General features: G+C 60.4%; 12 protein-coding genes. 7 read left to right on the top strand and 5 right to left on the bottom strand.

The features are described 5' to 3' along the window. Positions 1-88: 88 nt before the first annotated feature. A complete protein-coding gene (locus WA225_RS03255; protein ID WP_422606855.1) occupies positions 89-1021 on the bottom strand; it encodes a FecR domain-containing protein in 933 nt (310 codons plus the stop codon). Further along, positions 1018-1506, bottom strand: coding sequence for a sigma-70 family RNA polymerase sigma factor (locus WA225_RS03250; protein ID WP_422606854.1), 489 nt, complete (start codon positions 1504-1506; stop codon positions 1018-1020). Before WA225_RS03250 ends, WA225_RS03255 begins: the two co-directional genes overlap by 4 nt. A gap of 190 nt (positions 1507-1696) precedes the next feature. On the opposite strand from WA225_RS03250, the gene WA225_RS03245 reads away from it, so the two are divergent. From WA225_RS03245 to WA225_RS03220, 6 genes are all read left to right on the top strand, one after another. After that, the gene (locus WA225_RS03245) at positions 1697-2002 is read left to right on the top strand and encodes a DUF3649 domain-containing protein (protein ID WP_016986986.1); all 306 of its coding nucleotides are present in this window, start codon (positions 1697-1699) and stop codon (positions 2000-2002) included. Beyond that, positions 1999-3585 carry a PepSY-associated TM helix domain-containing protein gene (locus WA225_RS03240; protein WP_422606853.1) on the top strand — a complete coding sequence of 529 codons (1587 nt, stop codon included), beginning with the start codon at positions 1999-2001 and terminating at the stop codon, positions 3583-3585. The genes WA225_RS03245 and WA225_RS03240 overlap by 4 nt, the downstream gene beginning before the upstream one ends. Continuing rightward, the gene (locus WA225_RS03235; RefSeq protein WP_422606852.1) at positions 3585-3911 is read left to right on the top strand and encodes a DUF3325 domain-containing protein; all 327 of its coding nucleotides are present in this window, start codon (positions 3585-3587) and stop codon (positions 3909-3911) included. Before WA225_RS03240 ends, WA225_RS03235 begins: the two co-directional genes overlap by 1 nt. Before the next feature lies 1 nt (position 3912). Next, complete coding sequence (locus WA225_RS03230; protein WP_422606851.1) at positions 3913-4479, top strand: RNA polymerase sigma factor; 567 nt, start codon at positions 3913-3915, stop codon at positions 4477-4479. After that, on the top strand, positions 4476-5465 hold the full coding sequence (locus tag WA225_RS03225) for a FecR family protein (protein ID WP_422606850.1): 990 nt from the start codon (positions 4476-4478) through the stop codon (positions 5463-5465). The genes WA225_RS03230 and WA225_RS03225 overlap by 4 nt, the downstream gene beginning before the upstream one ends. A gap of 212 nt (positions 5466-5677) precedes the next feature. Next, positions 5678-8107, top strand: coding sequence for a TonB-dependent siderophore receptor (locus WA225_RS03220; protein ID WP_422606849.1), 2430 nt, complete (start codon positions 5678-5680; stop codon positions 8105-8107). Positions 8108-8307: 200 nt separating this feature from the next. On the opposite strand, the gene WA225_RS03215 is transcribed toward WA225_RS03220, so the two are convergent. Next, positions 8308-9183 (bottom strand): helix-turn-helix domain-containing protein, encoded by an 876-nt coding sequence (locus WA225_RS03215; RefSeq protein ID WP_422606848.1) that lies wholly within the window; start codon positions 9181-9183, stop codon positions 8308-8310. Between the two features lie 139 nt (positions 9184-9322). Here WA225_RS03215 and WA225_RS03210 point away from each other — a divergent pair, with 139 nt between their 5' ends. Next, entirely contained in the window at positions 9323-10225 is a 903-nt protein-coding gene (locus WA225_RS03210; RefSeq protein ID WP_422606847.1) for a DMT family transporter, read from the top strand. A 19-nt stretch (positions 10226-10244) separates the two neighbouring features. Here WA225_RS03210 and WA225_RS03205 read toward each other — a convergent pair whose 3' ends face one another. Both WA225_RS03205 and WA225_RS03200 read right to left on the bottom strand, forming a co-directional pair. Further along, entirely contained in the window at positions 10245-10754 is a 510-nt protein-coding gene (locus tag WA225_RS03205) for a DUF2165 family protein (RefSeq protein WP_422606846.1), read from the bottom strand. A 147-nt stretch (positions 10755-10901) separates the two neighbouring features. Further along, a complete protein-coding gene (locus WA225_RS03200) occupies positions 10902-11876 on the bottom strand; it encodes a 2-hydroxyacid dehydrogenase (RefSeq protein ID WP_422606845.1) in 975 nt (324 codons plus the stop codon). Positions 11877-12305: the final 429 nt, after the last annotated feature.

Here is a 12305-nt window from a genome sequence, read left to right as displayed (position 1 = left end):
TGGATGATCCTGAGAAGGTTGAATCAAGGGGGCTTTCCTTCTCTGTCACGCCAGATCTGAAAAACGGCTCATTTATTGTTGAGTTTTTTCAAACCCGCGCTTCGACGGTCACCCAGTAGCGGGTAAAGCGCTTCACTCTCACCGGCAAACTGATTTCCAGCAGATCGAGAATCCGCTCGCTGTCGTCCAGTGGATAGGTCCCGGAGATCAGCAGATCGGCGGCGTTCTTGGCGCAATTGAGTTGGCCGCGACGGTAGCGGCCAAGTTCATCGAGGAAGTCACCGAGGCGCATGTGCGCAGCCACCAGCATGCCGTCGGCCCAGGCGCCGCTGTTGGCGTCCAGCGGCTTGGCTTCACCGACGGATGTCGAACTGAAACTCAGTTGACGAGCGACCGGCAGCAGTATCGGCGCGCGTCCAGTGCTGCTCAGTTCGACCCGACCCTCAAACAGCGCAACCTGCGTGCGGTCGGCAAACTGGCGCACATTGAAGCGTGCGCCTTGGGTTTTCAGGGTGCCTTGGGCCGTGCGCACTTCGAACGATTGCGCCGCGGTCAGGAGCATTTCGCCTTCGAGCAGACGGATCAGTCGCGCCGAGGTGTCGACATCCGCTGCGCTGGCGGTGTTGAGTTGCAACTGATCGCCGGCACCGAGCGCCACCTTGCGCCGTTGTCCGATCGGGCTGCGGTAATCGGCGAACAGCGACGGCAGCGGTGTGTGTTCGCGCATGCCCCAGGTCACCGCCGAACCGGCGCCAAGCATCAACAACAGTTTCAATGCCTGACGACGACTGCCGGACTTCGGCCCGTTCAACGCCGCATGCGCCAGTGGCGAAGACACACCGCGCAAACGTTGGTTGACCCGCTGAATATGCTCCCACGCACGCCGATGCTCGCTGTGCGCGTCCAGCCATTGTTGCCAGGCCTGTTGCTGACGCGGATTGAGCGGGCCTTGTTGCATTTCCAGCAACCAGTGCACCGCCTGTTCGGCGACCTGCGAGGAAAAATCCGCGACGCGGTTCATAGGGCGAAATAGCAGCGCATCGCCGCTTTGTTCAAATGACGTTTGACCGTGGCCACGGAGATGTCGAGTTCAGCGGCGATCTGTGGATACGTCAGGCCATCGACCTGCGCCAGCAGAAAGGCGCGTTTGACCGGGCGCGGCAAGCCATCGAGCAACTCGTCCAGCTCCATCAGGGTTTGCAGGATGATCGCTTTGTGTTCTTCCGACGGCGCGACCATTTCCGGCATCTGCGCCAAGGTGTCGAGGTAAGCGCGCTCCAGATCCTGACGGCGGTAATGATTGAACAGAACACGCTTGGCCAACGTCGTCAGAAAGGCACGCGGCTCAATGATGATCGGTGGTTCGCGGGCGGTCAGCACCTTGATGAAGGTGTCCTGGGCCAGATCCGCCGCGCTGTCCGGGCAGCCGAGTTTGCGCCGCAGCCAGCCAGTCAGCCAGCTGTGATGAGCCTGATAGAGCGATTCGACGGGATGGGCGGAGGACAACGGGATTACTCCGGGCGCTAGATGGCGCGGTAGAGAGTATGCGTTAGAGAACAAGAACTGTTCGCATTGTAGGGGGCGAAGACCTCAGCCGGCAATCAGATGCTTTTGCGTATGAGAATATTTATCATTAATATTGCTCGCCTGTAGGTTCGGCTGATCGGCCGGACGTTTTTCGTTTCAGGGTCGAAACATGAAAGGCAAACTCGCCACACTTCCCATGTCCTATCGTCTGGCTGTCACCTCGCGGGTGCTGGCTGCGGTGTTTGGCGGCTATCTGGTCGCGGCGCTGGCCAGTGTCACGCTGACGCTGTGGCTGCCGCTGAGCCGCGCCGAAGCGGTGGTGACCGGCATGACCATTTCCTTTCTGGTCTATCTGGTGGCCGTGCTCTGGTGCTTTGCCTGCCGTACGGCGTGGTCGGCCTGGGTCGGTTTGCTGGTGCCGAGTGTGATTCTGGCAACCATCTCCGGCGCAGCGCGCGGCTTGGGCCTGGCATGAAAGAGGGTTTTCGTCAGGCGATGGCGTGGCTGCACACGTGGGCTGGACTGGTGTTCGGCTGGCTGTTGTTCGCGATTTTTCTGACCGGGACGCTGGCGTATTTCAAGGATGAGATCAGCCACTGGATGCAGCCGGAAATCCCCGCGCGTTCGGTGAGTGCCGAGGCGAGCCTGACGCTGGCTCAGGATTATCTGCAGCAACACGCCGCTGGCGCCTCACGCTGGCTGATCGATTTGCCTGATGCCCGAGATCCCGGCCTGACCGTGCGCTGGCAGCCAGCGCCGGCCAATCCCGGCGAACGTGGGCGCTTCGAATCGAAAACCCTCGATGCGCAAACCGGCGCCGAAGTGCAGGGCCGTGAAAGCATGGGCGGCGAGTTCTTTTACCGCTTCCACTTCCAGTTGCAAATGCCTTATCCGTGGGGGCGCTGGCTGGCGACCATTGCCGCGATGGTGATGTTCGTCGCGCTGATCAGCGGGATCATCACCCACAAGAAAATCTTCAAGGACTTCTTCACCTTTCGCCCGCGCAAGGGCCAGCGTTCCTGGCTCGACGGGCATAACGCGGTGGGCGTATTGGTGCTGCCGTTTCACTTGATGATCACCTACAGCAGCCTGGTGATTTTCATGTCGATGGTCATGCCGGCGAGTATCGTCGCGTCGTATGGCAGTGACGTGCGCACGTTCTATGACGAAGTATTTCCAGCCTCGAAAACCCCGGAGCGCGCCAATATCGCAGCGCCGATGGCGGCCATGGCGCCGCTGTTGAGCAAGGCCAGCGAACAATGGTCGGGCGGCCACACCGCGCGTCTGTCGGTGAGCAATCCGGGGGATGCCAATGCCACGGTGGTGCTGTCGCGGGCGGGTGATCGTGTGGTGCACGATTTCGGTAGGGCTGTGACCTTCAACGGGGTGACCGGGCAGATGCTCGGCAGCACACCGGAGCAACCGCTGGCGATGGCGGTGGGTGGCGCGTTCTATGGTTTGCACATGGGCCACTTTGCCGGGCCGCTGTTGCGCTGGTTGTACTTCATTTGCGGGCTTGCGGGTACGGCGATGATCGGCACCGGGCTGGTGATCTGGCTCGGCAAGCGTCAGCTCAAACATGCCAAAAGCGGCGTGATGCCGTTTGAGTTGCGTCTGGTTGAAGTACTGAACATCGCCAGCATGGCCGGGTTGGTAGCGGCGGTGGCTGTCTTCTTCCTGGCCAATCGTCTGTTGCCGGTGAATCTCGCCGGTCGCGCAGATTGGGAAGTGAATGCGTTCTTTATCGCTTGGGGGTTGAGTGTGCTGCACGCGCTGCTGCGTCCGGGACGAAAGGCCTGGGTTGAGCAACTCACCCTGAGCGCCGCATTGTTTGTTGCGGTGCCGCTGATCAATGCACTGACCACCCCTTGGAATCTCGCCGTCAGCCTGATGCAGGGTGCCTGGGCGTTGGCCGGTTTTGATCTGACGTGCCTTGCAACCGGGGTGTTTCTGGCGTGGGCCGCGTGGAAAATGCAGCGTGCCGGCAGCACCGTCAGCGTTAAAAGACCCCCTCGCGAAAAGACCCGGCCGATTACCCTTGAGCAAGGGGCGAACTGATGCTTTTGCCTTTGCTGCTCACTTACGCCGGATTCACCGCGTTGTGCCTGTCGATGCCTCGCCACCACGATGAATTGCTCGGTCACAAACCATCTACGCGTCGCCGTGAGGGCCTGAAAGTCAGCGGATGGTTATTGCTGTGTTTGTCGCTGTGGGCGGCGGTGAAGGCCAACGGCTGGAGCTTCGGCCTGGTCGACTGGTTCGCCGTGCTGATGCTCAGTGCGTTGGCCTTGGTGTTATTGCTGCCGTATCGCCCGCGTTTCGCGTTGGCGCTGGCCGGGGTCAGCCTGTTGGCCAGCCCGGTCGCCGCCTGGGCGCAGTGCTGAAGTGCTGATCGGCGTGCCACCGGAATCGCGCGACGACGAGCCGCGTGGCGCCCGTGCGCATTTTCTTCAGGTGTTCCTGTCCCAGCGTTCGCAAATGGAAGCGCTGGTGAACCGGCGCGTCGGCTGCCGGGCGACAGCGGCCGATCTGGTGCAGGATCTGTTTTTGCGTTTCTGGCGCCGGCCATTGGTGCAGGTCGAAGAACTCAGTACCTATCTGTTGCGTTGCGCCGGCAACATCGCCATCGACCATTTGCGCAGCGAAGGTACCCGCACGCGCGTCAACGAAGGCTGGCAACCGGACGCACCGGACAGCCACGGCAGCGAGCCGCAAGCGGCGCTGGAGGCGGGGAATGATTTGCGCCATGTCGAAGCGGCGTTGCGCGCCTTGCCCGAGCGTACCCGGCAGATTTTTTTGCTCAATCGCATCCACGGCCGCAAATACGCGGACATCGCCAAGGCCATGGGCTTGTCCCAAAGTGCCGTGGAAAAACATATGATGCGCGCCCTCGAGGCCTGCAAGGCCAGCCTGCGCGAACCCGCGCCACGCCTGCCAGGGAAAGCACCGTGAACCCTTTCGATTCCGTCACCCCGACGCTTGCTCAGGAGCAGGAGGCTTTTGCTTGGCTGAGCCTGTTGCATGATCGCCCAAGCGCGGGCGATCAACTGACGTTCAGTCAATGGCTGCACGCCGATCCGGCGCACGCCGAAGCTTATGCACAGGCTCAGGTGATCTGGGAATTGAGCGAAAGCCCGGCGCGAACACTGGCCGCTGAAGAGGCTTTGGCATTGCAGGGGTATCTCGATGCAATGGATCGTCCGCGACGTTCGCCGCTCGTGCGTTGGTCGGGTGCGCTGGCGATGGCCGCGTGCCTGTTGCTGATGGTCAGCCTCGGCAGCGGTTGGCAGCCGCAGCGCTGGATCGATGATCTGGGCGCCGATTACGTTTCCGCGCCCGGTGAAATTCGCAGCGTGACCCTGGCCGATCAATCGCAAGTCACGCTGGATGCTGACAGCGCGATTGCCGTGGATTTCAGTCAGGGCGAACGACACGTGCAATTGCGTCGCGGCGCCGGATTTTTCAGCGTCACCCATACCGGTGATCCGTTTGTGGTCGCGGCCGAGAAGGGCGAGGCGCGGGTGCTCGGCACGCAATTCGAAGTGCGTCTGCAACCGCATGGCGCGCAGGTGACGGTGTTGTCCGGCCGCGTCGGGGTGACGGCAGAGCGTGGCGCCGTGCAGCAGATTCTCACCGCCGGCCAGCAGGTTGCTTACGCGCAAGGCTCGGCAGAAACACTGCATGTGGCGGACGCTGAGGCGCAGTTGGCCTGGCGGCAGGGCTGGCTGACGTATTACAAGTCGACACTGGGAGATGTGGTGCAGGATCTGCGGCGCTATTACCCGGGGCGGATCGTGTTGCTCAACGAAGAGCTGGCGGCGCGCAAGGTCAGTGGCAGTTTTCCGAGCAAGGATCCGCAAGCGGTGTTGAGTTCCCTGCAAGGGGTGTTGGGGTTTGAGCAGCATCAGGTGTTGGGGCATCTGATTATTTTGCGTTGATGCCACAGGCCTCTTCGCGAGCAAGCTCGCTCCCACATTTTGAAATGCGGTCTCCTGTGGGAGCGAGCTTGCTCGCGAAGGCGTCGGCCCGGACCACACACTTGCAAAAATATTTTCAGATTTGTGGTGAGGTAAACCCGAGCCCCATCCGTGTAGTGACTGAAACTGCGAGTCATTCGCATCCGTTGCGGTTCTACACAGGTCATTGAGCAATGAAGTCCAGGGCAAAATCGGGTTCGGTCAAACAGTGGTTAGGCGTTTCGGCATTGAGTATTTCGGCGTTGGCGCTGTTGCCGATGAGCGTCGCGCTCGGCGCTGAAACCGTCAGCAGCCCGGCACAAAAGCAGTTCAATTTCGCCTTGGTCGCCAAACCGCTGCCGCAAGCCTTGAGTGACTTCAGTCGCGTCACCGGGCAAAGCGTGGTCTACACCGATGAAGCGCCCTACGGGCTCACCGCCCCCGCCGTGACCGGCCAGATGAGCGCTGAACAAGCATTGCAACGCTTGCTCACCGGTTCCGGTTTGAGCTTTCGTCGCACCGACAGCCATACCCTGGCGCTGGAACCGCAGCCTAGCGCTGGCGCACTGAACCTCGGCGCCACCACCATCACCTCGATGCGTGACGAATCGATGAGCTACCAGCCGCCGCAAACCAGTTCGGTGATGCGCTCTTCGGCCTCGCTGCAGGAAACCCCGCAGACCGTCAACGTCATCCCGGCGCAGGTCATCCGCGATCAGGCACCGCGCAATCTTGATGATGCTCTGGCCAACGTCAGCGGTATCACCCAGGGCAACACCTTGGGCAGCACGCAGGATTCGGTGATGACCCGCGGTTTCGGTGACAACCGCAACGGCTCGATCATGCGTGACGGCATGCCGATCGTGCAGGGCCGTGGCATGAACGCCACGGTTGATCGCGTCGAAGTGCTCAAAGGCCCGGCCTCGTTGCTGTATGGCATTCAAGACCCGGGCGGCGTGGTCAACATGGTCAGCAAGAAGCCTGAACTGACGCAGTACAACGCCCTTACCTTGCGCGGCTCGAGCTACGGCGACGGCAAGAACGGCAGCGGCGGTACGCTCGACAGCACCGGTCCGTTGGGCGATTCCGGGCTGGCCTATCGCATGGTGCTTGATCACGAAGACGAAGATTACTGGCGCAACTTCGGCACACACCGCGAAACCCTGATCGCGCCGTCGCTGGCCTGGTTCGGTGAAAGCACCAAACTGTTGTTCGCCTACGAGCACCGCGAATTTCTCACACCGTTCGACCGTGGCACGCTGATCGATCCGCGCACCAATCATCCGCTGGACATCTCGCGCAAAGAGCGTCTCGATGAGCCGTTCAACAACATGGAAGGCCGCTCGGATCTGTATCACTTCGAAGCCGATCACGAGCTCAACGACGACTGGAAAGCGCACTTCGGCTACAGCTGGAACCGCGAAACCTACGACGCCAGCCAAGTCCGCGTAACCGCCATCGACACCAAAAAAGGCACGCTGACCCGCAGCATGGACGGTACGCAGAATGCGATCAGCACCGACCGTTTCACCACCGCCAGCCTCGAAGGCAAGGTCAACGTGCTGGGCATGCAGCATGACCTGGTGTTCGGCGTCGATGACGAGTACCGCAAGATCTACCGCGCCGACCTGATCCGGCAGAAAAGCCTGACCACCTTCAGCTACCTCAATCCGGTGTATGGCCGTGAAGTCGCCGGCACCACGGTCAGCGCTCCCGACAGCGCACAGACCGATGAGCTGCGCAGCGATTCGGTGTTCATGCAGGACTCGATTCACCTCAACGACCAGTGGATTCTGGTCGCTGGCGGACGCTTTCAGGAATACGACCAGTACGCCGGCAAAGGCGTGCCGTTCAAGGCCAACACCGACAGCAATGGGCAGAAGTTCGTCCCGCGCGCCGGTCTGGTGTATCGCTACACCGACGCCTTGTCGTTCTACGGCAGCTACACCGAATCGTTCAAACCCAACTCGACGATCGCCCCGCTGAGTGGCAGCAGCACCGTGCTCGACGGCAGCATCGCCCCGGAAGAAGCCAAGTCGTGGGAACTGGGTGCGCGCCTCGACATGCCGGGGCGTGTCACCGGCAACATCGCGTTGTTCGACATCAAGAAACGCAACGTGCTGGTGGCCAACTCTGAAGGCCCGACGACGATTTACAGCGCCGCCGGTGAGGTGCGCTCGCGCGGTCTGGAGATGGACCTGACCGGTCAGTTGAGTGACCGCTGGAGCATGATCGGCAGCTACGCCTACACCGATGCCGAAGTGACTGAAGACCCGGACTACAAAGGCAAGCGTCTGCAAAACGTGGCGAAGAATTCCGCTTCGTTGTCGGCGGTGTATGACTTTGGCAGCGTGATCGGTGGCGACCAGCTGCGTGTCGGTGCCGGGGCGCGTTATGTCGGTGAGCGTGCCGGTAACGCGGTGAATGATTTTGATCTGCCGAGTTATACCGTGGCTGATGCGTTTGCCACTTACGACACCAAAGTCGAGGGGCAGAAGGTCAAGTTTCAGCTGAATGTGAAGAACCTGTTTGACCGCACGTATTACACCTCGGCGGCGAGCCGGTTCTTTGTGTCGATGGGGGATGCGCGGCAGGTATCGTTGTCCAGCACGCTGGAATTTTAAGGCAAAGTCAAAAGCCCCTCACCCTAACCCTCTCCCTGAGGGAGAGGGGACTGACCGTGGGATATTTCAGATGTACACCGACTTGAACGTGATGCTTTGAATCCATAATCGATTCGGTGTTTCAGGTCGACGTATAGCGCCAGATAACTCAGTCGGCCCCCTCTCCCTCCGGGAGAGGGCTGGGGTGAGGGGAGAAGGGTTCAACGCAAAAACGCCTGCCGATACTCCCCCGGCGTCCCGCCCAAAACCTGCTTGAACCGATTGGTGAAATGACTCGCGCTGGCAAACCCGCACGCCAGCGCAATCTCACCCAACGGCAACGCCGTCCCGCGCAACAACTCCCGTGCCCGGCTCAAGCGCCGCGCCAGCACGTATTGATGCGGCGGCAGGCCGAAGCTCGTACGGAACATCCGCGCAAAGTGGTACTCCGACAGCGCACACAATCCGGCCAACTGACCGAGGCTGATCGGCTCGGCCAACTGACTGTCGATGAATTCCACCAGTTGCCGACGCTGATGCGGCGCCAGCCCGCCCTTCAAACGCAAGCCCTGACGCGCGCCGACCTGGCTGAGCAAGGTATGGCTGATCAGTTCATGGGCCAGACTGCTGGTCAGCAAGCGTTCGGCGGGTTCGTCCCAGTTCAGGGTCAGCAACTGCCGGAAGCGCTGCGCCTGTTGCGGGTCTTCGAGAAAGGTCTGCTCGCGCAGCTGCATTTCCCGCGGTTCGCGATCCAGCAACGTGACGCAACCGAGGGCGAATTGTTCGGCGCTGAAATACAGGTGCGCCAGACGGATATCGCCATTGATCACCCAGCCCGATTCATGATCGGCCGGCAGGATGCAGAGCTTGTCCGGCCCGCCCTTTTGGCCGGGTTGATCGCGTCGGAACGTACCGGTGCCGCCGGCGATGTAGCAGGAGAGGGTGTGGTGACTCGGCGCTTCGTACTCCTGCGCATCGTGGTGATTGGTCCACAAAGCGGCAGACAAGCCGTCACCGAGCTCGGCGCTGTGCACCAGGCGTGCGTTCGGCGAGCTGTTGAGTGCTTGAAAGACTTGCAGGGTATCGATGGCGGCCATGATCGGTTCTCTTCAACGCCTTGCATCCTACTCCGTAGCCGTCGCGCTGCCAGCCTGTCGCCAGACAAAAGCGCAAGAATCTGCAAGCGCACTCACCAGCTCCGGGCAGACACTCAAGGCCTATCGAGGAGTGTGTGCCATGAACCTGTCGTTGTATTTGCTGACCGTGCTGATCTGGGGCACCACCTGGATTGCCTTGAAATGGCAACTGGGCGTGGTGGCGATACCGGTGTCGATCGTCTATCGCTTCGGCCTCGCTGCGCTGGTGCTGTTTGCGTTGTTGTTGCTCAGCCGTCGGTTGCAGCCGATGAATCGGCGCGGCCATCTGATCTGTGTGGCGCAGGGTTTGTGTTTGTTCTGCGTCAACTTCATGTGCTTCCTGACGGCCAGTCAGTGGATTCCCAGCGGTCTGGTGGCAGTGGTGTTTTCCACCGCAACGTTGTGGAACGCGCTGAACGCGCGGGTGTTCTTCGGCCAGCGCATCGCGCGCAATGTGCTGATGGGCGGTGCGCTCGGTCTGTTCGGTCTGGGTATGTTGTTCTGGCCGGAACTGGCGGGGCATCACGCCAGCCCGCAAACCCTGCTCGGCTTGGGTCTGGCGCTGTGCGGCACGCTGTGTTTCTCGGCAGGCAACATGCTGTCGAGCCTGCAGCAGAAGGCCGGCCTCAAGCCGCTGACCACCAATGCCTGGGGCATGGCCTACGGCGCGGCGATGTTGTCGGTGTGGTGCCTGGTCAAAGGCATTACGTTCGACATGGACTGGTCGCCGCGTTACGTCGGTGCGCTGCTGTATCTGGTGATTCCCGGTTCGGTGATCGGTTTCACCGCGTACCTGACGCTGGTCGGGCGCATGGGCCCGGAACGCGCGGCTTACTGCACCGTGTTGTTCCCGGTGGTGGCCTTGAACGTCTCGGCGTTTGCCGAAGGTTACCAGTGGACCGCGCCAGCACTCTTTGGTCTGGTCTTGGTGATGCTGGGTAACGTGCTGGTGTTTCGCAAACCCAAGGCAGTGCTACTGCCACCACAAGGTAAGTTGGCTTGAAATTTACGGGCGCTGAATATCAGCGCTCGACTTTCAATGTAATGTAGATCATCACCGGAAATATGAAATCAACGATATGTCGCGCCCAGTCTTTGGCGTTCCATGTTTGCGAAGTGTCCATGTCGAACCATTCAACCCCCACGGTTTGCAGGCACACGTAATAGATAAATATCGCGACCATGATGCCCATGATCGACAGTTTTTTTGCCTCATGGAACTCGTCGGCTGATGCGTGCACCTGGCGATAGAGCTGATAAGTGCCCATCATGCACAGCACCGTGTAAATAACCTCCATGGTGATAATGAACCAGTAGATCCGGTGGTGCAGCAGCGGCGACTCGATCGCCCGGTACAGGATGTTTTGATTGGCCGTGGTGGTGTCCATGCTCAGGATGTGCGCGACATAGGTGTAGTTCGATTCATAGTCAGTGAAGTTATGGATCATCACCAGCAGGCCAAAGAAACTGATGTAAGCCATTAATATAACTTTGCTGTAACGAATAAGTTTGTCAGTGCTCAAGGTGTTCAAGGTGGGCTCTCTCTATCATTAGTTACCGTTAAATCGGCAGATAGGCAGAGCATATAGTGCTGCTGTTGAGCTTTGCGTCTGGTTGGGTTTCAATTTATGTATGGGTCTAACTAACGGGTAAGTGCGAAGTGGCACTTACCCGTTTTATCAACCGCGCCAGACTTGCGGGTTGACCAGATCCTGCGGGCGTTCACCGAGCAAGGCGCTGCGCAGGTTGGCGAGTGCGCGATTGGCCATGGCCTCGCGGGTTTCGTGAGTGGCCGAGCCGATGTGCGGCAAGGTCACGGCGTTTTTCAGCTGGAACAAAGGCGATTCGGCCAGCGGTTCTTTTTCGTAGACGTCGAGGCCGGCGCCACGGATGCGCTGGTTTTGCAGGGCATCGATCAGGGCCGGTTCATCGACCACCGGGCCACGCGAGATGTTGACCAGGATCGCGCTCGGTTTCATCAGGGCCAATTCGCGATGGCTGATCAGGTGGCGGGTCTTGTCGCTGAGCGGCACCACCAGGCAGACAAAATCGGCTTCGGCGAGCAGTTGGTCGAGGCTGCGAAATTGTGCGCCGAGTTGTTGTTCGAGTTCGGGCTTGCGGCTGTTGCCGCTGTAGAGAATCGGCATGTTGAAGCCGAGGTGGCCACGGCGGGCGATGGCGGCGCCGATGTTGCCCATGCCGACGATGCCGAGGGTTTTGCCGTGGACGTCGCAGCCGAACAGCGGGGCGCCGACGCTGGCTTGCCATTGGCCGGCCTTGGTCCAGGCGTCGAGTTCGGCGACGCGGCGGGCGCTGCTCATGATCAACGCGAAGGCCAGATCAGCAGTGCTTTCGGTGAGCACGTCCGGGGTGTTGGTGAGCATGATCCCGCGTTGGTTGAAGTAGTCGAGGTCGTAGTTGTCGTAGCCGACGGAGACGCTGGAGACCACTTCGAGTTTGGTTGCGGTTTCGAGTTGGGCCTGGCCGAGTTTGCGGCCGACGCCAATGAGGCCGTGGGCGTGGGGCAGGGCTTCGTTGAATTGGGCGTTGATGTCGCCGGCTTTTGGGTTGGGGACGATGACGTCGAACTCTTGTTGCAGGCGTTCGATCATGGGCGGGGTGATGCGGCTGAAGGCCAGGACGGTTTTTTTCATTGGTTTTGGCTCTTGTTCGGGCTTGATGCTAAGCACGCTAACATTTCTGGCTTGGGGTTGTCTTGGCGGCCTCTGGGCCGACCATGTTGTGGTTGTTCGGTGTGTATATCCGTTTCTTCGGTAACGGCGGCTTAGGGTTTCGCCCTGACGGCGACTCACTTTTTTTACAAACGCCTAAAAAAAGTAAGCAAAAAAACGCTTGCTCCTACGTGCGGCCCGCTCGCTGGGGCTCGGGGTTCTTTCGCTGCGGGATCGATCCGGGCGCAGCGCCTACGGTTTGCTGCGCTGCACCTCCTCTCGCTGTGTTTGGCTGCGCCAAACGGTCGCTGCGCTCCCACGCCCGGATCAATCCCTGCGCTCAGCCTTCCGATGTCGCCCGTGGATCAAGATCAAGAGCAGGCGAGCTGACACTCGGCCTATTGAGTGGTG

The sequence above is a fragment of the Pseudomonas sp. genome, from assembly GCF_049300855.1.
In the GTDB taxonomy this organism is placed as follows: Bacteria; Pseudomonadota; Gammaproteobacteria; order Pseudomonadales; family Pseudomonadaceae; genus Aquipseudomonas.
Note: the sequence above shows the minus strand (reverse complement) of the source record. Positions and strands in the feature narration are given on the sequence as shown.

Bases quoted from the DNA above. Each gene is read 5' to 3' on its own strand.
- WA225_RS03220 (WP_422606849.1), top strand. From the start codon at position 5,678: ATGAAGTCCAGGGCAAAATCGGGTTCGGTCAAACAGTGGTTAGGCGTT.
- WA225_RS03215 (WP_422606848.1), bottom strand. From the start codon at position 9,183: ATGGCCGCCATCGATACCCTGCAAGTCTTTCAAGCACTCAACAGCTCG.
- WA225_RS03235 (WP_422606852.1), top strand. From the start codon at position 3,585: ATGCTTTTGCCTTTGCTGCTCACTTACGCCGGATTCACCGCGTTGTGC.
- WA225_RS03240 (WP_422606853.1), top strand. From the start codon at position 1,999: ATGAAAGAGGGTTTTCGTCAGGCGATGGCGTGGCTGCACACGTGGGCT.
- WA225_RS03255 (WP_422606855.1), bottom strand. From the start codon at position 1,021: ATGAACCGCGTCGCGGATTTTTCCTCGCAGGTCGCCGAACAGGCGGTG.
- WA225_RS03200 (WP_422606845.1), bottom strand. From the start codon at position 11,876: ATGAAAAAAACCGTCCTGGCCTTCAGCCGCATCACCCCGCCCATGATC.
- WA225_RS03210 (WP_422606847.1), top strand. From the start codon at position 9,323: ATGAACCTGTCGTTGTATTTGCTGACCGTGCTGATCTGGGGCACCACC.
- WA225_RS03245 (WP_016986986.1), top strand. From the start codon at position 1,697: ATGAAAGGCAAACTCGCCACACTTCCCATGTCCTATCGTCTGGCTGTC.